The organism is Actinocorallia populi (genome assembly GCF_002995495.1).
GTDB lineage: Bacteria > Actinomycetota > Actinomycetes > Streptosporangiales > Streptosporangiaceae > Actinocorallia > Actinocorallia populi.
In genome coordinates this window covers 346,127-371,004 of sequence record NZ_PVZV01000002.1, presented here as the reverse complement: position 1 = coordinate 371,004, position 24,878 = coordinate 346,127, and the positions used below count along the sequence as shown (strand labels likewise).

Below are 24,878 nucleotides of genomic sequence, written 5' to 3'. Positions count from 1 at the left end.
CCGGACCCACGCCCACCCATGGCGAAAAGGCCGCCGCCCCGCGTCACGCGGCCCTGGCGGCGGGCATCGTGCACACCACCGACCAGCCGCCCGAACCGTCGGGGGCGGCCGTCAGGGTTCCGCCCTGGCCGCGGACCCGGGCCTCCAGTTCGGCGAGGCCGGTGCCGCCCGAGCGGCGCGCCCGGGTCAGGGCCGTGCCGAACCGGCCGCGGGGGCCGTCGTCGTGGACGCGGATCTCGACGCCGGACGCGGTGCCGCGGACCGACACCTCCACCCGGTTCGCGCGGCGGGCGTGCCGCCGGACGTTGGTCAGCGCTTCGAGGACCACCCGGTAGGCGGTGCCGTCCGCCTCCCGGGGCAGGCGGCCGACGGCCTCGGGGTCGAGGTCCAGGCCGGCGTGCGGGAGGCCGGGGGCCGAGAACCGGCCGACGAGGTCGGGCAGGTCGCCCAGACCGTACAGGCGGGTCGGCGGCGGGCCGGCCGGGGGCTGCTCGTCCGGGTCGCGCAGCGCCTCCAGGGTCTGGTCCATCGAGTCCAGGGCGCGCAGTCCGGCCTCCTCGATCCGCCGCTGCACCGCCCGCGCCTCTGCGGCGTCCAGGTCGCGCAGCTGTGCGGCCTGCGCCTCCAGCACGATGCCGGTCACCTCGTGGGCGACGAAGTCGTGCAGGTCGCGCGCGAGCGCCAGCCGCTGCGCGCGGCGGGCCTCGGCGACCGCGCGGACCCGCCGCTGGTCCAGCCCCCGCAGGTAGGCCCCGATCACGGCCGCGCATCCCAGCGGGAACACGAACAGAGCCGAGCCGACGAGTGACGCCTTCAGCCACTCCTCGTCCGACGTCAGAAGGGCAGGCCGCAACGCCAGGCCGAGCACCACCGCCGTGATCGCCGCGATCAGCACGGCCGCGCGGCGCGGCGGCGTCCGCCGGACCGCCCTCCCGGCGAGCACCAGCAGCGCCGGGAGCTCCACCATGCTCCACAGTTCGAGCGGGTCCTGCGGTCCGCGGTAGGCCGCGTACACCACCAGGGACACGGTGGCGACCGCCGCCACCGCCGCCGTCAGCGTGACTCCGCGGTACGGCCGCCGCATCAGCGCGGCGGCCGCCAGGCAGGCCGGAAGCGCGGCCACCAACCCGTGCGGGAGCACCGCCAGCCCAGCCGCGGCCACCGCTGCCGCCACCGCGCACACGATGAGCGTGCGTCGCCATGAATCCGCCGACGGCTCCTGCGCCCGCGTTGCGATGTCCTCAGCGCGGCCGCTGCGTGGCATAACCCAGCTCCCAGGCGTACACGGCGACCCCCACCCGGTTCCCCACGCCGAGTTTGCGCTGGATGTTCGCCAGATGCGTCTTGACGGTGCCGGGCGAGATAAACAGCTCCGCGGCGATGTCGGCGTTGCTCTTGCCGAGCGCGACCTGCCCGGCGATCTGCCTCTCGCGCTCGGTGAGGGGTTCGCGCGGCGGTTCGAGGGCGGGCGCGGGCTCGGCCACGTGCCGCAGCAGCCGCACCGTGATCGACGGGCTGATGAGGCTGTCCCCGCTCATCGCCGCCCGCACCGCCTCCACCAGCAGCGCCGGGCCCGACCGCTTCAGCACGAACCCCGACGCCCCGTGCCGCAGCGCCGGATACACGTACTCGTCCAGGTCGAACGTCGTCAGGATCACCACCTTGACGGGATCGGCCGCCTCCGGCCCGGCGAGCCGCCGGGTGACCTCCAGCCCGTCCAGACCGGGCATCCGGACGTCCACCAGCGCCACGTCCGGCCGCAGCCGCCCGGCGAGCCGCAGCGCCTCGATCCCGTCGGCCGCCTCCCCGACCACCTCGATGTCGGGATGGCTCTCCAGGATGGTGCGCACTCCGCGCCGCACCATCTCCTGATCATCAGCGATGAGTACCCGTATCGACACGTCAAGGAGCGTATGCCCTACTCGGCACCGCCTCCTGCCGAGACGGACGGACAAAGAGGCGGGACGTTCTGACATGGAGTCCGGGGGCGGTTCGGCCGATTCTTGAGTCAGCACCGCAACGACCTCAAGGAGTCCGCATGACCGCCAAGCCCATCCTCGTCATCGGCTCGACCGGCAAGACCGGCGGCCGCGTCATCGCCCGGCTCACCGAGCTCGGCCACGCCGTCCGCGGCGTCTCCCGCAACACCGAGATCCCCTTCGTCTGGGAGAAGCGGGAGACCTGGCCCGAGGCGCTGCGCGGCGCGGGCGCCGTCTACGTCACCTACTCCCCCGACCTCGCCGCTCCCGGCGCGCCCGCCGACATCGAGGCGTTCGTCGCCGCCGCCGCCGAGGCGGGCGTGGAGCGGCTGGTGCTGCTCTCCGGCCGCGGCGAGCACAACGCGATCCGCTGCGAGGAGATCGTCCGCGACTCCGGACTGCCCTACACGCTGCTGCGCGCCAGCTGGTTCGCGCAGAACTTCAGCGAGGGGGCCATGCTGGGACAGGTGCTCGAAGGGGTCGTCGCGATGCCCGCCGGGGAGGTCGCCGAGCCGTTCATCGACCTGGAGGACCTCGCCGACGTCGCGGTCGCGGCGCTCACCGACGACCGGCACGAGGGCCGCCTCTACGAGCTCACCGGCCCGCGGCTCCTGACCTTCCACGAGGCCGCCGCCCGCATCGCGGAGGCCGCGGGCCGGCCGGTCGCCTACGTCCCCGTCACCCTCGACGAGTTCCACGCCGAGCTCTCCCGGCAGGCCGGTCCCGAGTACGCCGAGCTGCTCACCGAGCTCTGCCGGGAGGTCTTCGACGGGCGCAACGCCTCGCTCGGCGACGGCGTCCGCGAGGCCCTCGGCCGCGAACCCCGCGACTTCGCCTCCTTCTGCCGCGACGTCTCCGCCGCCTGGACCCTCCCGTCCTGAAGCCCCGACCGCGCCCCCGCCCGACGCACCGGCCGGACCGCCACCCGGCGTCCCGGCCGAGACGCCACCCGGCGCCCCACCCGGTGCGGCATTCGGCCGACCGGCCGGGACGCCGCCCGACGCACCACCCGGCCGACCGGCCAGGACGCCACCTGGCACTCCGCCCGGCTCGCCGGTCGGGGCGCCTCAGACCGGTGTGAGGCCGAAGCCGGTGAACCTGATCAGGTCGGACATGGTGAAATCGCCGTCGTTCTCGGAGGGCAGGAAGGGGCGCCAGCCGGGTTCCGTGGCCGGGTAGGACGCGGGGTCGGCGTGGAGGAGGCCGAGGAGGACCTCGGCGACGATGTGTCCGCCGACCGGCCCGAGGTGGCGGCCCCGGTGGAGGTGTCCGGCCTCGCGCAGCACGTAGTACCACAGGGGGGCAGGGCCGGGCTCCGGCAGCGCCAGCTCGTCGTCGGTCAGCGGGCTGAAGCCCATGGCGCGGGCGACCGCCTGCCCCGAGGGCAGGCCGAGCCGTGCGCCCCGGGTGAGGTTGCGCCGGACCAGCGAGGACATGCCCGGCGCGACCTCGGGGGGCAGTTCGTGGAGCGGCGGGACGATCCCCGTGTCGATCCTGCGGCTGGGCTGCAGTTCCCCGGGGGCACCGCCGAGGTCGAAGAACCGCGGCCATTCCACCTGCCAACGCGCGGGAAGCCTGCGGAAACCTCCGAAATGGCCGAGCGGATTTTCGTTCACCGGCTCGGGGGTGAAAGTGGGAAGCGGCGGAACCGAGGTGTTGATCTTGTATCCGCCGCGCACCATGGAGTGGCCGAACCGGTAGGCGGCGGCGGAGAACTCGACGGGGACGAACGGCGCGTTGCGCCACCGGAAGAAGCGCAGGTCCGCCTTTTCCACCGGCTCGCCGCCGGGCGCCTGCGGCTCCCGGGCGAGGACGGAGCCGAACGTCCGGTCGCCGACGACGCGGCGCAGGAAGTCGTGCACGACGATCCACTGGTAGTGGTGGCGCACCGTCCGCTGGGCGGCCTCGAAGGGGCTCTCACCGGCTCGCGGCGCGGCCTGCGGGAACTCGGGCAGGCGTTCCAGGACCTTGTTGTGGAACAACATCATCGTCAGGTGGAGCTGGCTGACGAAGACGTTCTCGTCGTTGCGCGGGTCCCCGATGATCGCGGTCTCCCGGGGGTTGCGCGGCAGGTCCAGTTCGCCGCCCCGCCCGCCGACGAGGAACGCGCCGGGCCCCCGCCTGTCGTAGAGGTAGGGCTGGTCGGCGGGGCCCCGGCCGTAGACGCAGTCCAGGTCGAACCGGGGAGAGCGGAAGCTGACCAGCGCGTCGGGGTCGTTCTGCCGGTCCAGGCTCGACTGCGGGTCGAACGTCAGGTCGTGGTCGACGAACTGCCCCAGGTAGGTGTAGCCCGCCGGGATCGCCTCGTTGTCGCCGCCGGACGCGTCGGGGGGCCGCTCCACCATCGTCCGGGCCAGGGCCTCGATCTGGTCCTCGCCGGGCACGAACGGCGGCAGCCTGCGGAACATCCGCCCGAACCTGCCCTCGTGCAGCGGGGAGCCGGGCAGTGCTCCGAGTCCGCGGGGAAGGCTGGAGTGGCTCCGTCCGGGAGGCCCTCCCTGGCCGGCCGCGGGTGTCTCCTTCTGCTCCGGCCGATCCGACACTCCCATCAGGGCACCTCTCCTCGTTCGCACCGCTTTGCGTTCGGACCGCGGGCCTCCGCCGGAACAACGAAATGCAAAGTCTGATTTTCCCCATAAGCCAGAATGTGGGCGACCTGCAATTCCCCGGCACCCTCTCACTGCTCCATCGTTCCCGAGAATGTGCACACCCATGCAAAGATTCGGCACGAATAATTGTGCGCTATGTCCATTACGCCAGATTTATATGGAATGGATTCCCCAGCCTCCCGTGAACCGGCCGGAGCATACGCGACCGCCACCGGTTGTCCGGTCTCTGCCTAGATTTTGTGCTCCGTACAGGGTGCTGGAGGAACGCGCGGGAACTCTCCTATCGGGTGTTCAACCGGCGATCGCCGGATTTCCGCAGGATGGGCGACACCGGTAGGAGAGTCCATGTACGAGACCGAGCAGCGGACGCGTTCCGCCCGCGAGACGACCACGGCGGCGGCTCCCGCGGCGGCGCCCCGGGCCGGCGAGCGGTACGAGCGGTACGCCGGGGGCAACCCCGAACTGGAGCGGAGGCTCTTCGAGAAGCTCGCGCGCGATCTCATGCTGGTCCAGCTGAAGACCAGGAAGCGGAGCGGGGCGCGGAGCGTCGACCGGGCGTTCCACGCCAAGGGGCTGCTCGGGGTGGAGAACGCCTCGCTGCGGTTCCACTCCGACCTTCCGGCGGATCTGCGGGTCGGTTTCGCCAGGCCCGGAGCCGAATACCCGGTCATCGCGCGGTTCTCCAACGCCAGCGGGCTCCGGCAGCCGGACTCCGCGCCCGACCTGCGCGGGGTGGCCCTGCGGATCCAGGTGGGCCAGGAGGAGGCGCACGACCTCCTCATGACGAACCATCCGGTCTCCCACGCCGCGAACGCGCGCGAGTTCGTCGCCTTCGCGCAGGCCATGGCGGGCGCCGACACCCCCCTGCGCAAGGGCATAGGGCTGTACGTCAAGCTTCCCGGGAAGGTCGGCCGCCGTGCCGCCGCGCGGATGCGGCGCAACATCAAGACCGGCACCGGGCGCACCGTGCGCAGCCTCGCGCTGGAGACGTACTGGAGCCGCGGCGCGATGTTGTGGGGCGGGGCCGGGCCGGTGCGCTTCCACCTGCGCCGCGCCGCCGGAGCACCCCAGGGCCCCTCCCCCGCGCTGAACGACCCCGACTACCTGAGCCACGAGATGGCCGCGCGGCTCGCCCAGGGCGACGTCGTCTTCGAACTGTGCGTCCAGCGGTACCGGGACGCCGAGCGCACGCCCGTCGAGAACGGCGCGACCGCGTGGAAGGACTCCCCGTCCGTCCCCGTCGCGACCCTGACCATCCCGCGCCAGAACGTCGCCTCCGCGGAGGGGCGCGCCGCGGCCCTGCGCATCGACGGACTCGCCTTCGACCCGTGGAACACCACCGACGAGTTCCGCCCTCTCGGCAACGTCAACCGCGCCCGCAAAGCCGCCTACGAGGCGGCCGGCGCCCACCGCAGGGGCCACCGCTTCGTCACGCCCGTGCCCAGGCGCAACACCGTCGCCGTCCGGATCCTGGACCGGGGGTTCCGCACCGTCAACCGGACCGTCCCCTGGCACCGGCTGCCGACCCGGCTGGGCCTGCTCAACCTCATCGCCCTCCGGGAGAGGCTGCGCCGGTACGACCTCATCGACACCGAGGTCCGCGAGGCTCCCCCCGAACCCCGCCAGCTGCCACCCTCCATCGACGAGGAACTGATCGTACGGCGCAGCTTCGACGGCTCCTACAACGACCTTTCCGAGCCGATGATGGGCTCCCTCGGCTCGGCCTTCGGCCGCAACATGCCGCCCGTCTACCGGCCGAGCCTGTTCGACGTGCCCAACCCGGTGACCGTCAGCAGGACGCTGCTGCACCGGCGGAACTTCCTCCCCGCCCGCACCCTCAACCTGCTGGCCGCCTCGTGGATCCAGTTCCAGGTGCACGACTGGGTCAACCACCGGCGCTACCCCGTCGGCACCAGGAACGTCGAGGTGCCGCTGCCGTACGGCATGACCTGGTCCAACCTCCCGGGCGGGTCGCCCGAACGGGTGATGCGCTTCGCCGAGAACCACGGCGTGGTGCCCGCCGGCGGCGAGCCGCCGATCCTGTTCGCCAACACCGCCTCCCACTGGTGGGACGGCTCGGAGGTCTACGGCGGCGACGAGACCGTCGCCATGTCGCTGCGCGACCCCGACGGCGGCGCGGGGCTGCGCCTGGAGGACGGGCACCTGCCGCTCGGCCCCGACGGCGTCCCGATCACCGGCTTCCGGGAGAACTGGTGGCTGGGGCTCAGCCTCATGCACACGCTCTTCGCCCGCGAGCACAACACGGTGTGCGAGGCGCTGCGCACCGAGTACCCGCGCATGCAGGAGGAGCAGGTCTACCACACGGCGCGCCTCGTCGTCTCCGCGCTCATCGCCAAGATCCACACGGTGGAGTGGACCCCGGCGATCCTCGCCACCGAGGCGCTCGACGTCGGCATGAACGCCAACTGGTCGGGTCCGCCGAGCGACCGGCCGACCCGGCTGGGCCTGTGGCTGGCCGACGCGCACGCGCTCACCGGTATCCCCGGGACCCTTCCCGACCACCACGGCGTGCCGTACTCCCTCACCGAGGAGTTCGTCACCGTCTACCGGATGCACCCGCTGATCCCCGACGACTACGAGTTCGCCGACCACCGCACCGGGCGCTCCCTGGGGTCCCTGGGCCTCGAGGGCCTCCTGGGTCCCGCGGCCGAGGACGTGCTGCGCCGGACGGGCCTGGCCAACGCGCTCTACTCGTTCGGCGTCGCCCACCCGGGCGCGATCGCCCTGCACAACTACCCGACGTCGCTCCAGCGGCTGGAGCGGGAGGGCGAGATCATCGACCTGTCGGTGGTCGACCTCGTGCGCGACCGGCGGCGCGGCGTCCCGCGCTACAACGACTTCCGCTCGGGTCTGCACAAGCCGCGCGTCCGCCGCTTCGAGGAGATCTCCGCCGACCCGGAGACCGCGGCGCGGCTCAAGGAGGTCTACCGGACGGTCGACGAGGTCGACACGATGGTGGGCCTGTTCGCCGAGACCCCGCCGGAGGGGTTCGGCTTCAGCGACACGGCCTTCCGCGTCTTCCTCCTCATGGCCACCCGGCGGCTGCAGAGCGACAGGTTCCTGACCGTGGACTTCCGGCCCGAGATCTACACGCCGCTCGGCATGGACTGGATCGCCCGCAACGGCATGAGCAGCGTCCTGCTGCGGCACTGCCCGGACCTGGCGGCCTTCCTGCCCAGGGAGGCGAGCGCCTTCGCGCCGTGGCGCGCCGCGCTTCCCGAGGAGCCGCCGCCCGGAGTCCTCGGACTCGCCTGAGCCGGGAGGCGGAGCATGCGGATCTACGAGGCCGTCGTCCGGGCGCTCGAGGACGTCGGGGTGGACGCCGCCTTCGGCGGGGCGGGAGAGGGCATCTCCGGCCTGATGCTGGCGCTGAAGCACTCCGCCCGGATCCGGACGGTCATCACCCGCAACGAGCAGGCCGCCTCCTTCATGGCCTGCGGGTACGCGATGTACAGCGGGAAGCCGGGATTCTGCTTCGCCTCGGCCGGGCCGGGCGCGTTCAACCTCTTCTCCGGGCTGGCGACCGCGCTGGCCGGGTGCTACCCCGTCCTGGCCGTCTCGGGGTACGCCGACCGCAGATTCCAGGGGTGGGGCGCGCTCAACGAGACGTCGGGACGGGGCGGGACGCCGGACTCCCGGGCGATGTTCGCGGCCACCACCAAGGCGTCCTTCCTCATCGACGACCCGGGCCAGGTGTTCGACGTGCTGGAGGAGGCCGTCAACCTCGCCTTCGCGGGGCGGCCGGGACCGGTGCACGTCCACGTCCCCCGGGACCTGGACGAGCGGGGCGTGAAGATCCGCGGCGCCCGGCCCGTGCGGCTCGACGTCGCGCCCGTCCTGCCCGATCCGGCGCAGGTCGAGGAGATCGCGCGGGTGCTGGCGGACGCCGTCGCCGAGCGGAGGCGCGTGGTGGTGCTCGCGGGGTTCGGCGCGGTCCGCAGCGGGGCGGGGCCGGAGATCGGGCGGCTGGTCGAGCGGTTCCAGTTCCCGCTGCTGACCACGCTCGACGGCAAGGGCATCGTCCCGGAGCGGCACCCGCTGGCGGCGGGCGTCTTCGCCGACAGCGGCCACTCCTCGGCCTGGAAGGCGTTCCGGGAGGCCGACGTGGTGCTGTGCGTCGGCAGCTCCCTCGGCCAGCACGCCACGTTCGACTACCGCGAGGACCTCTTCGACGGCAAGGTGCTCCTGTACGTCAACATCGCGGAGGCCGAGTTCCACAAGGCCTACAAGCCCGACCGCACGCTCCTGTCGGACGCGCGCCCGGCGGTGGCCGCCATCACCGAGGCGCTGGAGCGCAGGGTCGGCGAGGTGCCGCGCGCCCGGGTGCGCGGCCGCGACTGGGACGCCTGGCCCATCGTCCACGTCACCGACAAGATCCATCCGGGTGAGCTCGCCCGGGAGATCGGCCGGATGCTGCCGCCCCGCGCCGTCCTGCTCGCCGACTCCGGCGCCCACGCGTCCTGGCTGGGCTACCACGCGGAGCTGCGCGACGACCAGCGCTTCCGCAAGGCCGACGCGTTCGGCGCGATGTCCGCGCACGTCAACGGGGCCATCGGCGTCAAGCTCGCCCACCCCGACCGCACGGTCGTCGTCGGCTGCGGCGACGGCTGCTACACGATGGGCGGCTTCGAGCTGATGACCGCCGTCGAGCACGAGATCCCCGTCGTGTGGGTCGTCTTCAACGACCACGAGTACAAGCTCGTCAAACTCGCCCAGCTCTTCGAACACCAGGAGACGGCCCTGGTGGAGTTCCAGAACCCCGATTTCGCCGCCTACGCCCGCGCCTGCGGCGCCGAGGCCCACACCGCCGAGACCCTCGCGGACTTCAAGGACGCCTTCGGCACCGCCCTGGCCTCATCCCGTCCCACCCTCATCGACGCCCGCATCTCCCGCTCCCCCGCCCCCCACTACAGCCCTTCCCCCAAGGGCCTCATAGCCGGCCTCACCGAGACCCTCGAGTCCCGCCTCCACGACTGACCGCCGTGCGGCGGGTCAGGCCGCGGTGTGGCGGGCGTTGCGGAAGAGGTGGCGGTAGGCGCGGCGGAGCGCGTCCATGTCCGCGGCGGGTTCGGGGAAGGAGAAGCGAAGGTCGAAGGGGGCGGGGCCGCCGGGGACCGAGCAGCGGACGCGGAGGCCGAAGCGGTCCAGGCCGACGGCCCGTACCGACGGGGTCGGGGAGACGTCGCCGAAGCGGTGGCGGAACAGCGCCTCCAGCTCCTCGCGGTGGTGGGCGTCCAGGTGGGAGACGAGGGAGGGCTCCACCGCGACGAACGGGTCGGGGACGGCGGCCGCGTAGTCCTCGGGCTCGATGACGGAGTCGCCCCACGTGTCCTGCAGGTGCACCTCGGCGACCTCCAGGGACAGGATCGTCCACTCCGGCTCCTCGCCGGAGAGCGGGATGCGCACCCCGACGTCGAGCAGGTCGGGGCGGGGGTGCAGCCGCGAGAGCCGGACGGCGGCCTCGCGCCGGGTCTCCAGCGGCACCTCGGTCACCCAGCCGTGCAGCCAGGCCGTGCCGCGCACCCGGTCGGCCAGCGGCACCGGCGCCAGGTCGGTGATCTGGAACGTGACGGGCAGGTCCGCGGCGTGCTCCAGGTTCTGCACCACCGGGGACGAGACGGGCATGAGCAGCAGCGGCGCGCCGTCGGGGCCGGCCACGTGCGCGGTGACGAGCTCCTCGGGGAGCTCCAGCGCGGTCAGCGAACCGCCGGCGACGCCGTAGGCGAGGGTGCGTGCCCGCTCGGCGGGTCCAGGTCTGCAGATCACCGGTGGTCCTCCTGTGACGGGGGCGGAAGGCGGCCGCCGTTTTAGGTTAGGCTAGCCTTACTTAGGCATACCTAATCACGAAGGAGCACCATGAACAACCCCCGGCCGAAGGCGAAGCTCTCCCGCGCCCTGGGCATCCCGCTCACGCCCAAGTGCGTGAAGTACTTCGAGGCCCGCCCCTACCCGCCGGGCGTGCACGGCCGGGGCCGCAAGAAGGACTCCCCCTACAAGGCACAGCTGCTGGAGAAGCAGCGGCTGCGCGCGCAGTACAACATCCGCGAGGCGCAGCTGCGGCTCGCCTTCGACCGGGCGCGCAAGGTGGAGGGCAAGACCGGCGAGGCGCTGATCATCGACCTGGAGCGGCGGCTGGACGCCCTGGTGCTGCGCGCCGGCTTCGCCCGCACCATCTACCAGGCCCGCCAGTTCGTCGTGCACCGCCACATCCTGGTGAACGGCAGGCGCGTCGACCGCCCGTCCTACCGGCTGCGTCCGGGCGACTTCATCTCCGTCGCCGAGAAGAGCCGCGCGATGGTCCCCTTCCAGACCGCCGCGCAGGGCGGCTACGCGCCCGCCGTCCCGGCCCCCTACCTGGACGTGCGCGCCGGGAACCTGCTCGCCCGGCTGGAGCGGCTCCCCGAGCGCCGGGAGATCCCGATCATCTGCGACGAGCAGCAGGTCGTGGAGTTCTACAGCCGCTGACCGCCGACCGCTCGCCGCATGGCCGATTCATGACCGCACGTTCATATGCTTATGTGATTACCGTGCAGTATGAAAAAGACCAGAGGGTGGCGGGACGCTACCGGCTTCTGACCCCCCTGGGCGAGGGCAGCATGGGCGTCGCCTGGCGCGCCCATGACGAGCACATGCGCCGCGACGTGGCGCTGAAGCAGCTCCGCCTGCCCGCCACCGGAACGCACCAGCGCGAGGTGCTGGTCGCCCGGATGGAGCGCGAGGCCCGCGCCGCCGGGCGGCTCCGCCACCCCAACATCATCACGGTCTACGACCAGTTCCGTGACGAGGACGACCTCCCCTGGATCGTGATGGACCTGGTGCCCGGCCCCTCGCTGGCCGGGCTGCTGGAGTCCGCCGGGCCCGTCTCCCCCGAGGAGGCGGGCCGGATCGGCGCCCACGTGGCCGAGGCCCTGGCCGCCGCGCACGCCCAGGGCGTGGTCCACCGCGACATCAAGCCCGGCAACATCCTCCTGGAGGAGGGCCGGTCGATCCTCACCGACTTCGGCATCGCCTCCCTCGACGACGCCTCCACCGCGCTGACCGCCACCGGCACCATCGTGGGCACCCCCGCCTACCTGGCGCCCGAGCAGATCAGGGGCGAGAGCGCCACCCCCGCCTCCGACCTGTGGTCGCTGGGCGCCACCCTCTACACCGCCGTGGAGGGCCGCGCGCCCTTCCAGGCGCCCAACACCGCCGCGCTGCTCTTCGCCATCAGCCGCGCCGAGCACGAGCCGCCCCGCAACGCCGACCGGCTGGCCCCCGTCCTGCGGGCCCTGATGAACCCCGTCCCGGCCGCCCGGCCCAGCGCGGCGGAGGCCGCCGCCCTGCTGCGGGACGCCGCCCCGCAGGGCCCTGCCGTCCCGGCGCCCCGGACCTCCTCCGCGCTCCGGCAGGCCACCGCCCTGTCGACGTCCCCGCTCGAGCCCACCACCTCCCCCACCGTCCACTGCATCCTCCTGCCCGAGCCCTGCGGCCCTCCGCTGGAGGGCCACGCCGGCGTGATCCGCGCGGTGGCGTTCAGCCCCGACGGGCGGCTGCTGGCCAGCGGCGACAGCGACGGCACCATGTGGTTGTGGGACCTGGAGCGCCGCGCACCGGCCGCGCCGCCCGTCTCGGGCCACGCCACCATGGTCGACGCGGTCGCCTTCAGCCCCGACGGGCGCCTGCTGGCCAGCAGCGGCGACCACGCGGTGCGCCTGTGGGACACCGAGACCCTCACCCCCGCGGGCGAGCCGTTGCGGGGCCACACCCACGCGGTCCGCTCCGTGGCGTTCAGCCCGGACGGCCTGCTGCTGGCCAGCGGCGGCACCGACGGGACCGTCCGCGTGTGGGACCTCAACAGCCCCGCCCCCGTCTCGGTGTTCGAGCACTCGGGCTGGGTCCTGTCGGTGGCGTTCAGCCCCGACGGGCGGCTGCTGGCCGGCAGCAGCAGCGAGGGCTCCATCCGGTTGTGGGACATGTCCGCCCACGCCCCCTTCGGCCCGCCGATCCAGGACCACCGGGGCTCGGTCGCCTGCGTGGCGTTCAGCCCGGACGGGCGGCTGCTGGCCGGCTGCGGCAGCGACCGGACGGTGCGGCTCTGGGACGCCGCCACCCTCGCCCCCGTCGGCTCCCCCCTGCGCGAGCACGAGGGCTGGGTGCTGTCCCTGGCGTTCAGCCCCGACGGGCGCCTGCTGGCCGGCGGCGGCGAGGACGGCACCGTCCGGTTGTGGGACACCGCCGCCCACGTCGCGGTCGGGGACCCCCTGACCACCGACTCCGGCTCGGTCGAGGCGCTGGCGTTCAGCCCCGACGGGCGGCTGCTGGCCACCGGCGGCAGCGACCAGGAGCTGCTGCTGTGGCGCATGGACTGAGCGGGCTCAGCCCAGGGAGGGCAGCTCCTTGCGCCCCCGGGCCTCCAGACGGGTCAGCGACTCCCGCAGGACGGCCCGCTGCTCGGCGGTGAGCGGGCCGGCGAGGAACTCCCGCAGCACCTCGCCGTGCACCAGCATCGCCCTGTCCAGCGCCTCGCGCCCCTGCTCGGTGAGGGAGGCGTGCTGGACCCTGCGGTCGGTCGGCGAGGTGGCGCGCACGACCAGGCCCGCCTTCTCCATCCGGTCGACCAGGCGCGTCATGCCGCCGCTGGTCAGGATCATCTCCTGCGCCAGATGGCTCATCGACCGGCACCCGTCCCTCAGCCGCAGCATCACCTCGAACATCACGTGGGTGATGCCGGCGCGCCGCTCCAGCGCCCGCCCCGCGATGCGTTCCAGCCGGGTCGTCGCGCTCAGCAGCAACCCGAACTCCCGGATCAGCTCATCGTCCGGAATGCCCTCCGCGTCGGCGTTCACCGCGGTCCCACTTTCTGTCCGGCCGGGGCCCGTCCCGCGGGGGCCCCAGGACACGAAGGTATCCCGGGGGTCCGGGAGAGCGGAGCCGAAAACCGTCAGTTCCCCTCGTCCTTCTCCCCGTCCTCCCGCGCCGGGGTCGGGCCGCCGCTCGGGACGGGGGTGACGGACGTGCCCGCCGAGGAGGCGCTCTCGGAGCCGGCCGGGACCATGGAGCTGATCATCCACTTGCCGTCGCGCTTGATCAGCCCCAGGGTCAGGTGGCTCTTGGCGATCGTCTGCGGCGCCGCCAGAGCGGCGGACTCGCCGCGGAGGTCGAAGACCAGGACGGCGCTGGCCAGGCTCCCGTCGACGGAGCCGACGTAGACGGCGTAGGTGGAGGACTTCAGCTCGGTCTTCTGCGACTCCAGCTGCTCGCGCAGGGCCTTCAGGTCCACCTTCTCGCGTTCTTCGAGGGCGTCGCCGGTGAGGTAGGTCATCGCCTTCTCGTTGGCGCTCTCGATGTCGTCGAAGGAGTAGGTGGCCATCACGTCGCCGAAGGCGGTGACGCGGGCGACGATCTCCTCGCGCTCCGCGGCGGCGGAGGCCGCCGCACGCCACTGGAAGAGGGCGAAACCGGCCAGCAGCGCCAGGACGACGACCCCGGCCGTCAGCAGGACGGTGGTCCTGCCGCCCGCAGCCTTCTCCTTCGAGACGGTCCTCTTCTCCGGCTCGCCGTCCCCGCCGGGCCCGCCCGCGTCGCCCGCCGCGGCTTCATCACCGGTGTCGGCGGCGTCGGTATCAGCGGAATCGGCTTTGCGGAGGACGACCGCGGGCGTGCCCTTCTTCCCGTCCCCCTCGGCTTCTCCCGTTTTCTCGTCTTCCGCGGACTCTCCGGACTCCGCGGACTCTCCAGGCTCTCCGGGCTCCGCCGCCTTCGGCTCCGCGGCCTCCTCGGCTTCCTCGGCTTCCTCGGCGTCGGCCGCGGCCAGGACGGCGTCGATGGTCGCCTCGTCGAGCTCCTCGTCGTCGAGGATCTCGATCACCCGGACGCGGCGGACGGGCTTCCTGCCCGGACCGGTGGTGGTGCTCACTCAGTTCTCCTCGGGGGTGTTCACCGGCGACGGCGCCGGACCAGGGCGGGAACGGAACGTACCGCGACACGCACCAGCACCGACAGTGCCAGAAGCGGCGGAAGGTAGACCAGCCAGGCGGGCGGCCCGCCGGCCTCCTCCCGGACGGCGGCGGGGCGGGCCGCGACCGTGGCCGCCGGGGACGACGCGGGGGCCGCGACCGTGGCCGCGCGGCGCTCGGGCGCCTGCCCGGCCCGGTCCCGCTCGTCCCCGCGCTCGGCGGCGGGCGCCGCGCGGAACGGGTCGGCGCCGTTGGCGCAGGCCGGGATGTCCCCCACGGACGGCTGCGGCAGCGGCGACCGGTGGTCCCGGGGCGCCTCGCCCCGGGTCGAGATGGTCGCCGCCAGGTTGATCGCCTGCTGGTCGCCGACGCCGGTCGGCTGGATGAGGTCGTCGAGCGCGACGACCAGCTCGCCCGCCACGCCCAGGGTGCGCTCCAGGTCCCGCAGGTTGGCCCGGGTGCCCAGCGGGGCCAGCGTCCCGGAGGCGAAGGCGTCGAGACCGCAGCCCGCGACGTCCCCGGTGCGCTCGACGAGGTCGGCGAGGCGGGCGCTGAACCCGGGCGCCCGCCGGTTCAGCTCCCGGATCTCGGCGCGCAGGTCGGCCAGCGGCCCCAGGATCGCCGCGGAGCCGTCGACGGCGTCGCCGAGCGCGTCCTTGCGCCCGGCCAGGGAGCGGGTCAGCCGCGACAGGTCCGCGGTGAGCCCGTCGATCAGCTCGGTCCGCTCGGCGAAGGTGGAGGTGAGCGCGTCGCCGCCGTCGATGATCTGGCGCAGCGAGTCCTCGCGGCCCTCCAGGCCCTTGGCCAGCTCGCTCCACAGCAGCCGGGTCGCCTCCGGGTCGACCGCGTCGAGACCCGTGATGACCTTGGTGAACAGGTCGCCGTAGGAGACCGGGACGGAGGTGTTCTCCTGGGGGATCACCCCGCCAGGCCGCATCGGCTCCGAAAGGTCGGCTCCCGGCATCGGCGACAGGTCCACGTACGGCTCGCCGACCGCGGACTTGCGCCCGGCCGAGGCCCTGAGCGCGGCCGGCAGCCGCACCCCGCGGTCGATGGCGAGTTCGGTCACCACCTTGTGCCCCGCGTCGTCCAGCCGGATCGACCGGATCTCGCCGACGCCGACACCGAGGTAGGCGACCTCGAAGTCCTCGTGCAGGCCGGGCGAGGAAGCGAACTCCACCCGGATCGTGTACGGCCGGTCCACGACCTCCAGCCGCACCACGTTCTGCAGCGCCCAGACGGTCATCACGACCGACAGGACGGCGAACACCGTGACGTTGACGAGGATGCGCCTGCCGTTCACCGCCCGCCTCCCTGGATGAGCTGGTCGACGAACGGGAAGACGGTGCTGGACGGGTCGTCCTTGGACGCGTCGTTGTGGAAGCCGCCGCGGACCGCGCCGAACAGCAGCAGCTGCCCGTCGTAGACGACCTTCGGGACGACCTCCTGGAACTCCACGAGGCTGGCGACCAGCTTGTTCATCTGCCCGGTGCTGGAGCCGAGCGTCTCCAGCGTGGGGTCGAGCCGCTCGATCAGCGTCCGCATCTTCTCGGCCCTGCCGGCGAAGACCCGGTCGTTGAGCTCCTTCGCGGTGCCCGTCAGCTTGTCGACGGTGTCGATGATCTCTTCTTTGTTGTCGTTGATCAGGCTGATGGTCTGCTCGACGTCACCGGACTCGAACGTGCCCTCGTGCTTCTCCAGCATCCTCCCGAGTTCGGCGAGCCGGTCGATGGCGTCGCCGAGGCCCTGGCGCTGGTCGGCGACGAGCGCCAGCAGGTCGCCGGACTCGGCGACCATGTCGTTGAGCTTGGCGCCCTGGCCGTCCAGCGCCGCCGCGCCCTCGTCGAGCAGGGTCGCGACGTCCTCGCCGCTGATCATCCGCAGGATCTGGCCCGCGTCGCCGGCGACCTGCTCGAACTGCGGCGCGACGCTGGTGTGCTGGATCCGCGCGCCGTCCTCGAGGTAGGGGCCGCGGGTCAGTGCGCCGCCCTCGGGCAGGGTCAGCTCGATGTAGTTCTCGCCCAGCAGCGAGGTCTGCGCCACCTCCGCCGACGTGCCCGCCGGGATCCGGTAGCCGTCCTCGACCGAGAGGGTCACCTCGGACTCGTAGCCGACCAGCCGCACCCGGGTGACGCTGCCGATCCGGATGTCGCTCATCTGCACGCTGTGCCCGGCGACGAGGTTCTGCGAGTCGCCGAACCGGGCGACCAGCGTCAGCTCCCCGGTGGGCGCCCCGAGCGTGGAGGGGGAGCAGGCGGTGGCGGCCACCGCGGCGGCCGCCAGCACCAGGGGCGGGAGAAGCCGTCTCATCTAGTCCTCCCACTTGCAGTTGGCGAACGCGGGCTGGGGCAGGATGCACTCGTCCCCGTCCGAGACGCCGAGCTGGCGCACCAGGTTGCGCAGCGCCGGGTCCAGCACGAGCTTCAGCGTGGCGGTGTTGCTCTTGGGGTCCCAGGTGTTCAAGAACGCCTCGGCGACCTCGGGCAGCGAGCCGACCAATTGCTCCAGCCGCCCGCTGTTGCCCTTCAGCACCAGCGTGGCCTGGGTCAGCACGTGGATGTCGTCCACGAGGGTGCCCTCGTACTTGGCCAGCAGGACGTCGCCGCTGCGCACCAGCCGCACCAGCGCCTTCACCAGCTTCTCGATCTCCGCTCGCTCCCGGGCGAACGCCGAGGTCGCGGTGGAGAGCTGCTCGATCATGTCGCCGAGCACGTCCTCCCTGCCCTTCACCACGTCCGACAGGACCGAGAGGTTCTCGGCGAGCCCGGCCAGGGAGTCGGCCTGCCCGCCGAGGGTCTCGGTGAGCCGGCCGCTCTCCTGCAGCACCTGGTTGAAGACCTCCCCGTTGCCCTCGAACGACTCCGCGGCCTTCCTGGTCGCCTTCCGCGCCCGGGTGGGGTCGATGGCGTCGAGCACCTCGCTGAAGGCCGCCAGCGCCTCGTCGGTCTCGATCGGCAGGGTGGTGTCCTCGCGTTCGATGACGTGCCCGGACCTCGCCTTGGGCCCGCCGCTGTAGGCCGGGTAGAGCACCAGGTTGCGTTCGCCGACGAGGTTCAGCGGCACGATCGACGCCTTGACCTCGGCGGGCAGCGGGACGTCGGCGTCCACCGTCGCCTGGACCCTCACCCGGTCGGCCAGGATCTCGACCTTCTCCACGGTGCCGACGTCGATGCCCATCACCTTGACGTGCGAGCCCTCGTAGAAGCTGGTGGCCCGGTCGAAGTAGACGGTCAGCCGGGTGCCTTCGTCCCCGCCGGGGAGCGCGCAGCCGGCCGCCGGGAGCAGTGCCGCCGCCAGGCCGAGGGCGGCGAGCCTCGTTCGGGTGGTCACGGCCGCGCCTCCGGGGGAAGGATCGTCTTGGTGTTCTGGAGCACGCCCAGGCCCGTCGCGACGGCGGCGAGCCGCCCGGTGTCCCCGGCCTGGGCCAGGCCCTCGAAGGTGGGTCCGAGCAGTGCCAGGGTGGTGTTCAGGTCGCCCATGTCCGGGCCCAGCCGTTCGGTGATGGTGTGCAGGTTGGCCAGCAGGTCGTCGAGCTCCTCGCCCCGCCTGTCCACCACGTCCGCCAGCACCGTGGCGGTGCGGCTTCCGCTGCCCAGCGCGCCGGACAGTTCGTCGCGGTGCTCCGAGAGGGTGCCCAGCAGGGTGCGCGAGGCCTCGATCAGCCGGGTGAGGTCGGCGTTCTTGCGGGCCAGCGTCCCGGTCAACCGGTCGGCGTCGGAGACGAGCCGCTGGAACTGGGGGCTCTTGTCGTTCAGCGCCGCGTTCAGCGTGCTGATGTTGGTGAGCAGCTTGTTGAGATTCTTCTGGGAGGGGAGGGTCAGCTTCTCGGTCTCGTTCAGGATCTTGGTGAGCGCGTCCATGTCGAGCGTGCCGAGGTCGCCCGTGGACTTGTTGAGGGCGTCCACGACCGTGTAGGGGGTGCCGGTGCGCTCCGCGGGGATGCGCCGCTTCTCCTCGGGCAGGCCGTCCAGGTAGGGCTTCTGCACCGGTCCGGTGAGCTTGAGGTAGCGGCCGCCGAGCAGGTTGGACAGCTGCACGTCCGCGCGGGTCCGCGGTCCGAGCTCGATGCCCTCGTCGACCTGGAACGTGAGGAGCACGTGGCCCCGGTGGAAGTCCGGCTCGATGGCGGTGACCGACCCGACCTTCACCCCGGCGAGGCGGACGTCGTCCCCGTCCCGGATGCCGCCGGTCTCGGCGAACACCGCGGTCACGCGGTATCCGCCGCGGAACAGGCCGAGCTGCCCGTACAGGAAGGCGAAGGCGAGCATCGCGCCGATGACCGCCAGCGAGGCGAGCGCCACGATCCGCCGGTCGGCGTCGCGCAGCGAGCCGAGCCTCGGACGGCCGCCGCGCACGTCCGCCAGGCGGGAAAGGGTCTTCTTCATCACTCGCCTCCCTGTCCGGAGAGCCGTCCGAGCAGGTTCCGAAGGGCGGCCGCGCCGTCGCGCCGCTCCTGGTCGGTCGTCCTGTTCTGCGGTCCGGGCAGCCGCATCTCGGTCGGGCAGGAGCCCTGCACGACGTTCAGGCACATGGCGTTGACCCGCAGGTAGTGGCCGCCGTTGACGACGGTGAACAGGGAGCGCAGCGCGGGCGGCAGGCCCTGGACGACCTGCGCGAGCCGGTCGGCGTTGTCGGCCGTGCCCTGGGCGAGGCGGTCGAGGTTGGTGATGGCGCGGTCCAGCTCCCGCTGGTTGCCGCTGATCACCTTGTCGAGGGTGCGGCTGACCTGGGCCAGCTCGCCGCTCGCCGAACCGAGCAGGTCGGTGTTGCCGGCGAACGCCTCGCTGATGGCCACCAGGTCGTCGATGACCTGCTCGATCTGGGCGTCCCGCCGGACCGCGACGCTCGTCAGGCTGGAGTAGCTGTCCAGGATCGAGGTGAGCTGGTCCTTGCGGTCGGCGAACGTCTGCACGACGTGCTGCAGGTTCACCGTCATCAGGTTCATGTTCTCGGTGTTGCCCTCCAGCATCTCCGCGACGGCCTGGAGGATCTTGTTGAGCTGCTCGGGGTCGAGGTTGCCGGTGAGGGGTCCCAGGGTGTTGACGATCTCGCCGAGGTCGACGACCGCCTTGGTGGAAACGATCCGCGAACGGTGCTCCAGCCAGCGGCCGCTCCGCGTGTTCCCGGGGACCAGGTAGATCATCCGCTGGCCCATGAGGTTGCGCCAGCGCACCTCGGCGGTGCTGTCGGCGGGCAGCCTCACCCCGCGGTCGACCAGCATGGTGACCTCGGCCCTGCCGCGCACCACCTCGACCCCGGTGACCTTGCCGACGGGCGCGCCGGCGACCTTCACGAGGTCGTTGGCGACGAGGCCGCCGACGTCGTCGAAGGCGGCCCGCAGCTCGTACCGGTCGTTGAAGCTCGAACCGACGATCATCGAGCCGATGAAGAAGGTCAGCAGCGAGCTGACCACCATGAACACGGCCACCTTCACCAGGGCCGCGGGGGTCGGGCCGTACCGCCCGATGGTGCCGCGCGCCATCAGCCGTTCCCCTTCCGCTTCTCGTGCCTGCGCTGCTGCGGGTCGTCCTTGTCGGTGTAGGTCCACTGCGGCGGGCACAGGTCGGGCAGCTCGTCGCACAGGTTGAGCGAGACGTAGAGGTTGGTGTTGCCCAGCAGGGTGCCCTCCGGCCCCGGCAGCTGCATGATCGAGGCCAGCCCGCCGAAGAAGCCGTCGAGCCCGTTGATCAGTTCGAGCAGTTCACCCTGGCGGGAGTGGAGGCTGTCGCTGAACAGCGAGCCCTTGTCGATGAGCAGGGCGAGGTCGTCGCCGTTGTCCTTCAGCGTGCCCGACAGGGCGTCGGCCAGGACCCCGGCGTTCTCCAGGGTCCGCTCGAAGCCCTCCGGGTCCTCGGTGAGGGTCTCGTTGAGGGCCGCGGCGTCGCCCAGCAGCCCGTCGATGGTCTCGGTCCGGCTTCCGAACACCTCGGCCAGCGCCGCCGCGTCCTTCAGCGCCTGCCTGGTGTCCTTGCGGTTGCCGTGGAGGACGTCGAGCACCTTCTGCCCGTTGTCGGTGGTCCGGCGCAGCTTCTCCCCGTTGCCGCGCAGCGCCTCGGCGAGGGTGTGGACGACCGTGGAGACGTCGTCGGGGTCGATCGCGGCGGCGAGTTCGGCCAGCGGCTCCCCGGTCTCGGAGAGCTCGGCCGGGCCGGTGGTCCGGGTGATGACGGCCCCCGACTCCAGGAAGGGGCCGACGCCCTCCCCCTGGCCGAGGTCCAGGGCGATGTCCTTGGGCCCGAACACCGAGACGGGCTCGACCGCGGCCGAGACCGTGGCGGGCACCCGGACCTCCTCGTCGACCCGCAACCGCACCCGGGCCCTGCCCCGTTCGTCCAGGCCCACCGAGACGACCGAGCCGACGGACATGCCGCGGACCTTCACCCGCGAGCGGTCGTCCAGGCCCTGGCCCGCCCGTTCGAAGGTGGCGGTGAAGTAGCGCGAGGGCGGGGAGGCCGGGGCCGCGGCCACCGCCGCGACGGCGGTGGCCGCCGCGAGGATCCCGCCGCCCAGGAGGGCGAACCTCGTCCTGGCCGCCTTGGAGAGGGAGATGTCCGATCCGCTCATCCGGTGATGCTCACCGTCCCTCCGGTACCCCAGAAGATGTAGGACATCAGCAGGTTGACCAGCACGATCGCCACTCCGGACTCGCGGATCGCGTTGCCCGCGGCGACGCCCACTCCGACCGGCCCGCCGCTGGCGTAGTAGCCGCGGTAGCAGTGGATGAACATGACGATGAACGCGAAGACGGCGACCTTAAGCACGCTGTAGAAGACGTCCTGTGGTGGCAGGTAGATATGGAAGTAGTAGTCGTAGACGCCCTCGGACATCCCGAAGAACTGCACCGAGACGAACTTCGTCGCGAAGAAGCTGGAGAACAGCGCCAGCAGATAGAGGGGCACCAGAGCGACGACGGTCGCGGCGATGCGGGTGCAGACCAGGTAGGCGATGGAGTTGATGCCCATCACCTCCAGCGCGTCGATCTCCTCGCTGATGCGCATCGCGCCGATCTCGGCGGTGCAGGCGCTGCCCACCTGGGAGACGAGCGCGATGCCGGTGATGACCGGCCCCATCTCCCGGATGGTGGAGAAGCTGGAGACCAGCCCGGTGAAGGACTCGACGCCGATGCGCTGCAGGGACGGGTAGCCCTGGACGCCGACGAGGGCTCCGGTGAGGAACGACATCGCGAAGATGACGAACACCATGCCGCCGCCGATGAAGAGGGCGTTGACACCGATGGTCATGTCGCTCATGTGGCGCACGACGGCCTTGCCGTACTTGCGGCGGATGATCAGGTCGGCCACCAGGTGGTACACGACCCGGCCCAGGAAGATGGGCAGGTTCACCGCTTCCGGCAGCCGCCTGACCCGATTCTGGACGGCGACGCCCAGTTTGCGCCCGGGGAGGATGGCAGCCAAGGGGGTTCCTCGCAGTTTCAGAACTTGGGGGGGACGAGGACGGTGTAGAGCGTCTCGAGGGTGTAGTTCAGGGCGAAGACCAGCAGGGAGGTCGCGACGGTCGCCCGGGTGACGGCACGGCCCACGCCGGCCGGTCCGTAGTCGCAGTTCATGCCCATCATGCAGGCGACGGCCGCGGCGGTGAGGCCGAACATCCACGCCTTGAACAGGGTGATGAGCAGGTCGGACAGCTGCAGCAGCGCGGCCGCCCCGTCGAAGTAGGCGCCGGGGGTGACGCCCTGCTGGATGACGTTGAAGTAGAAGCCGCCGGCGGTGCCCGACAGGATCACCATGGAGCACAGCAGCACGCTGACGATGCTGGCCGCCCACAACCGCGGGGTGACCAGCCGGTGCGTGGGGTTGATGCCCATGACCTCCAGCGCCGACAGCTCGTCGCGGATCCGCCGCGCGCCCATGTCGGAGGTCATGGCGCTGCCGCCGGAGCCGGCGATGAGCAGGGCCGCGGCCAGCGGCGCGACCTGGCGCACCATGCCCGCCACGACCAGCGCGCCGGTGCTGGACTCGGCGCCGATCTGGCGGGCGATGTCGCCGACCTGGAGCGAGATCGTCGCTCCGAGCGGGATGGCGATGAGCAGCAGGGGCACGGTGGTGACCCTGATCATGAACCAGCACTGCTCGATGAACTCGCCCCACCAGGTCCTGACGTCCCAGGTGCGGCGCAGGCCCTCCAGGAGGGTGACGAACAGCTCGCCGGTCTCGTCGAGGAGTTTGCCGGCCTGCCGGAGCACCGGTCCCGGCGCCCGCGGGAACAGCAGAGCCATCGCCCGACCCCTTCATTAGCCAGAGTGACACATGACACGGCATGCGTCGCGTGTCACATTCCGCAGATCAGGGGGACTCTACTGGCATCACGTCCAAAGAGGGAATACCCGTTTCCAGATTCGTGCCGAAATGAAATCCCTTCATGAATTGCCCCTCCCGGGGGATCGGGGTTGGATCGTGACGTGAACCCCACCCTCGCCGCGGCCGAAGCCCTCCAGGACGATCTCCGGGACCTCCGCCGCGCCATCCACGCCGAGCCCGAACTGGGCCTGCACCTGCCCGCGACCCAGGACAAGGTGCTGCACTCCCTGGCCGGCCTCCCCCTGGAGATCACCACCGGCCGCGCCCTGTCCTCGGTGACCGCCGTGCTGCACGGCGGCGCGCCCGGCCCCACCGTGCTGCTGCGCGCCGACATGGACGCGCTGCCGCTCGACGAGCACACCGGCGCGGAGTTCCGTTCCCGCCTCCCCGGGGCCATGCACGCCTGCGGGCACGACCTGCACACCGCGATGCTGGTCGGCGCGGCCCGGCTGCTCTCCCGGCGCGACGACCTGCCCGGCAGCGTCGTCTTCATGTTCCAGCCGGGCGAGGAGGGCTACGCCGGGGCCCGGATGATGATCGACGAGGGCGTGCTGGAGGCGACCTGGCAGAAACCGGTGGCCGCCTACGCCCTGCACGTGTCGTCCTCCCTGCTGCCGTCCGGGTTCGTCCTGTGCAAGGGCGGGCCCATCATGGCCGCCGCCGACACCGTCACGGTGACGGTCCACGGCAAGGGCGGGCACTCGTCCATGCCCCACACCACCCGCGACCCGATCCCCGCCGCGTGCGAGATGGTCACCGCGCTCCAGACGTTCGTCACGCGCTCCTTCGACGTCTTCGACCCGGTCGTCGTGACGGTCGGCAGCTTCCACGCCGGGGACGCCCCGAACGTCATCCCGCACGACGCGGTGTTCACCGCGACCGTCCGCTCCTTCTCCGCCGAGTCGCAGCGGAAGGTGCAGTCGGGCCTGCCCCGGGTCGTCGAGGGCGTCGCGGCCGCCCACGGCGTGTCGGTGGAGGTCGACTACCGCGTCGACTACCCCGTGACCGTCAACGACCACGGCGAGGCCGCGCTGCTCGGCGCCGCCGTCGGCGAACTGCTCGGCGAGGACCGCTACCTGGACTCGCCGCGGCCGGTGTCGGCGTCGGAGGACTTCTCCTTCGTCCTGGCCGACGTGCCGGGCGCGATGGCCCTGCTCGGCGCGTGCCCGCCGGACCGCGATCCGATGACCGCTCCCGGCAACCACTCCGCGGAGGCCGAATTCGACGACTCCGTGCTGGCCGAGGGCAGCGCCCTGTACGCCGAGCTCGCCCTGCGCAGGCTCGCCCGCGGGTGATTTTCCGCTCCGGCGGTTTCCGTGAAGCGGCCACAGGGGGCATTCTTCTTGTCCATGCAGGACTCCCCGTTCCGACGCGCCCTCGGCAGCCTGACGATCGTCCTCGTCGTGATGTTCGGACTCGGCGCCGCCGTGCTGTACGTCGACGTCGGCGAGGCCGACCCGCCGGCCATCTCCGAGAAGAACGGCGAGCTCTCGGCGGCCGAAGCGCTCCAGATGGTGCAGCAGTCCGACATGAAGCCGCTGGAGCCGCTGGTCGTCGACGCCATCGCCAAGGCCAAGCACCGCGCGTTCCTGAAGGAGAAGGCGGCCAAGGAGAAGGCCCGGCGCAAGGCCGCCTGGTACAAGAAGCACAAGAAGGAGATCGACGCCAAGCTCGCCGCGGAGAAGCTGGCCAAGATGCCCAACCCGTCGTCCGAGCAGAACAAGGACGCCGGGCGCAAGCTCAACGCCGCCCGCGGCTGGGACGCGTGCTGGCCCGCCCTGGAGACCCTGTGGACCAAGGAGAGCAACTGGAACGAGCGCGCCGACAACCCCTGGAGCGACGCCTACGGCATCCCGCAGGCGCTTCCCGGCTCCAAGATGTCCTCGGCGGGCCCGAACTGGGAGACCAACGCCACCACCCAGATCCTGTGGGGGCTGTCCTACATCCAGGCGCGTTACAAGGACCCGTGCGGCGCCTGGTCCTTCTGGCAGCGGAACAACTGGTACTGACCGC

Annotated in this window: 21 protein-coding genes; 7 read left to right on the top strand and 14 right to left on the bottom strand. The window is 72.1% G+C overall.

Annotated features, from left to right (window positions below; all coding sequences use genetic code 11):
- Positions 1-43: 43 nt before the first annotated feature.
- Positions 44-1,174 (bottom strand): sensor histidine kinase, encoded by a 1,131-nt coding sequence (locus C2865_RS08660; RefSeq protein ID WP_157963628.1) that lies wholly within the window; start codon positions 1,172-1,174, stop codon positions 44-46.
- A 67-nt stretch (positions 1,175-1,241) separates the two neighbouring features.
- The gene (locus C2865_RS08655; protein ID WP_106397837.1) at positions 1,242-1,901 is read right to left on the bottom strand and encodes a response regulator; all 660 of its coding nucleotides are present in this window, start codon (positions 1,899-1,901) and stop codon (positions 1,242-1,244) included.
- A gap of 137 nt (positions 1,902-2,038) precedes the next feature.
- Between C2865_RS08655 and C2865_RS08650 the strand changes: the two genes are divergently transcribed.
- Complete coding sequence (locus C2865_RS08650) at positions 2,039-2,860, top strand: NmrA family NAD(P)-binding protein (protein ID WP_106397836.1); 822 nt, start codon at positions 2,039-2,041, stop codon at positions 2,858-2,860.
- A 186-nt stretch (positions 2,861-3,046) separates the two neighbouring features.
- Here the strand turns inward: C2865_RS08650 and C2865_RS08645 are convergent, their stop codons facing one another.
- A complete protein-coding gene (locus C2865_RS08645; RefSeq protein ID WP_198653104.1) occupies positions 3,047-4,528 on the bottom strand; it encodes a peroxidase family protein in 1,482 nt (493 codons plus the stop codon).
- Positions 4,529-4,933: 405 nt separating this feature from the next.
- Between C2865_RS08645 and C2865_RS08640 the strand changes: the two genes are divergently transcribed.
- Positions 4,934-7,864, top strand: a complete 2,931-nt coding sequence (locus tag C2865_RS08640) for a peroxidase family protein (protein WP_106397835.1) — start codon at positions 4,934-4,936, stop codon at positions 7,862-7,864.
- A gap of 15 nt (positions 7,865-7,879) precedes the next feature.
- Positions 7,880-9,586 (top strand): thiamine pyrophosphate-binding protein, encoded by a 1,707-nt coding sequence (locus tag C2865_RS08635; protein ID WP_106397834.1) that lies wholly within the window; start codon positions 7,880-7,882, stop codon positions 9,584-9,586.
- Positions 9,587-9,601: 15 nt separating this feature from the next.
- On the opposite strand, the gene C2865_RS08630 is transcribed toward C2865_RS08635, so the two are convergent.
- Positions 9,602-10,375 (bottom strand): DUF2470 domain-containing protein, encoded by a 774-nt coding sequence (locus tag C2865_RS08630; protein ID WP_106397833.1) that lies wholly within the window; start codon positions 10,373-10,375, stop codon positions 9,602-9,604.
- 90 nt (positions 10,376-10,465) lie between these two features.
- Here C2865_RS08630 and rpsD point away from each other — a divergent pair, with 90 nt between their 5' ends.
- Complete coding sequence (rpsD, locus tag C2865_RS08625; RefSeq protein WP_106397832.1) at positions 10,466-11,074, top strand: 30S ribosomal protein S4; 609 nt, start codon at positions 10,466-10,468, stop codon at positions 11,072-11,074.
- Positions 11,075-11,136: 62 nt separating this feature from the next.
- Entirely contained in the window at positions 11,137-12,960 is a 1,824-nt protein-coding gene (locus tag C2865_RS08620) for a WD40 repeat domain-containing serine/threonine protein kinase (protein ID WP_198653102.1), read from the top strand.
- A gap of 6 nt (positions 12,961-12,966) precedes the next feature.
- On the opposite strand, the gene C2865_RS08615 is transcribed toward C2865_RS08620, so the two are convergent.
- The 10 genes from C2865_RS08615 to C2865_RS08570 form a co-directional block, all read right to left on the bottom strand.
- Positions 12,967-13,437, bottom strand: a complete 471-nt coding sequence (locus tag C2865_RS08615; protein ID WP_106397830.1) for a MarR family winged helix-turn-helix transcriptional regulator — start codon at positions 13,435-13,437, stop codon at positions 12,967-12,969.
- Between the two features lie 95 nt (positions 13,438-13,532).
- A complete protein-coding gene (locus C2865_RS08610; RefSeq protein WP_106397829.1) occupies positions 13,533-14,507 on the bottom strand; it encodes a hypothetical protein in 975 nt (324 codons plus the stop codon).
- A gap of 20 nt (positions 14,508-14,527) precedes the next feature.
- The gene (locus tag C2865_RS08605; RefSeq protein ID WP_106397828.1) at positions 14,528-15,850 is read right to left on the bottom strand and encodes an MCE family protein; all 1,323 of its coding nucleotides are present in this window, start codon (positions 15,848-15,850) and stop codon (positions 14,528-14,530) included.
- Complete coding sequence (locus C2865_RS08600; protein WP_106397827.1) at positions 15,847-16,857, bottom strand: MCE family protein; 1,011 nt, start codon at positions 16,855-16,857, stop codon at positions 15,847-15,849. Before C2865_RS08600 ends, C2865_RS08605 begins: the two co-directional genes overlap by 4 nt.
- Entirely contained in the window at positions 16,858-17,877 is a 1,020-nt protein-coding gene (locus C2865_RS08595) for an MlaD family protein (protein WP_106397826.1), read from the bottom strand.
- On the bottom strand, positions 17,874-18,932 hold the full coding sequence (locus C2865_RS08590) for an MlaD family protein (RefSeq protein ID WP_106397825.1): 1,059 nt from the start codon (positions 18,930-18,932) through the stop codon (positions 17,874-17,876). The genes C2865_RS08595 and C2865_RS08590 overlap by 4 nt, the downstream gene beginning before the upstream one ends.
- The gene (locus tag C2865_RS08585) at positions 18,932-20,029 is read right to left on the bottom strand and encodes an MCE family protein (protein WP_106397824.1); all 1,098 of its coding nucleotides are present in this window, start codon (positions 20,027-20,029) and stop codon (positions 18,932-18,934) included. The genes C2865_RS08590 and C2865_RS08585 overlap by 1 nt, the downstream gene beginning before the upstream one ends.
- Complete coding sequence (locus C2865_RS08580) at positions 20,029-21,111, bottom strand: MCE family protein (protein WP_106397823.1); 1,083 nt, start codon at positions 21,109-21,111, stop codon at positions 20,029-20,031. The genes C2865_RS08585 and C2865_RS08580 overlap by 1 nt, the downstream gene beginning before the upstream one ends.
- Entirely contained in the window at positions 21,108-21,962 is an 855-nt protein-coding gene (locus C2865_RS08575) for an MlaE family ABC transporter permease (RefSeq protein WP_106397822.1), read from the bottom strand. The genes C2865_RS08580 and C2865_RS08575 overlap by 4 nt, the downstream gene beginning before the upstream one ends.
- A 17-nt stretch (positions 21,963-21,979) precedes the next feature.
- Complete coding sequence (locus tag C2865_RS08570; protein ID WP_106397821.1) at positions 21,980-22,783, bottom strand: MlaE family ABC transporter permease; 804 nt, start codon at positions 22,781-22,783, stop codon at positions 21,980-21,982.
- 171 nt (positions 22,784-22,954) lie between these two features.
- Here C2865_RS08570 and C2865_RS08565 point away from each other — a divergent pair, with 171 nt between their 5' ends.
- Positions 22,955-24,160 carry a M20 metallopeptidase family protein gene (locus tag C2865_RS08565; RefSeq protein ID WP_232835464.1) on the top strand — a complete coding sequence of 402 codons (1,206 nt, stop codon included), beginning with the start codon at positions 22,955-22,957 and terminating at the stop codon, positions 24,158-24,160.
- Between the two features lie 54 nt (positions 24,161-24,214).
- Entirely contained in the window at positions 24,215-24,874 is a 660-nt protein-coding gene (locus tag C2865_RS39930) for an aggregation-promoting factor C-terminal-like domain-containing protein (protein WP_198653100.1), read from the top strand.
- Positions 24,875-24,878 lie beyond the last annotated feature (4 nt).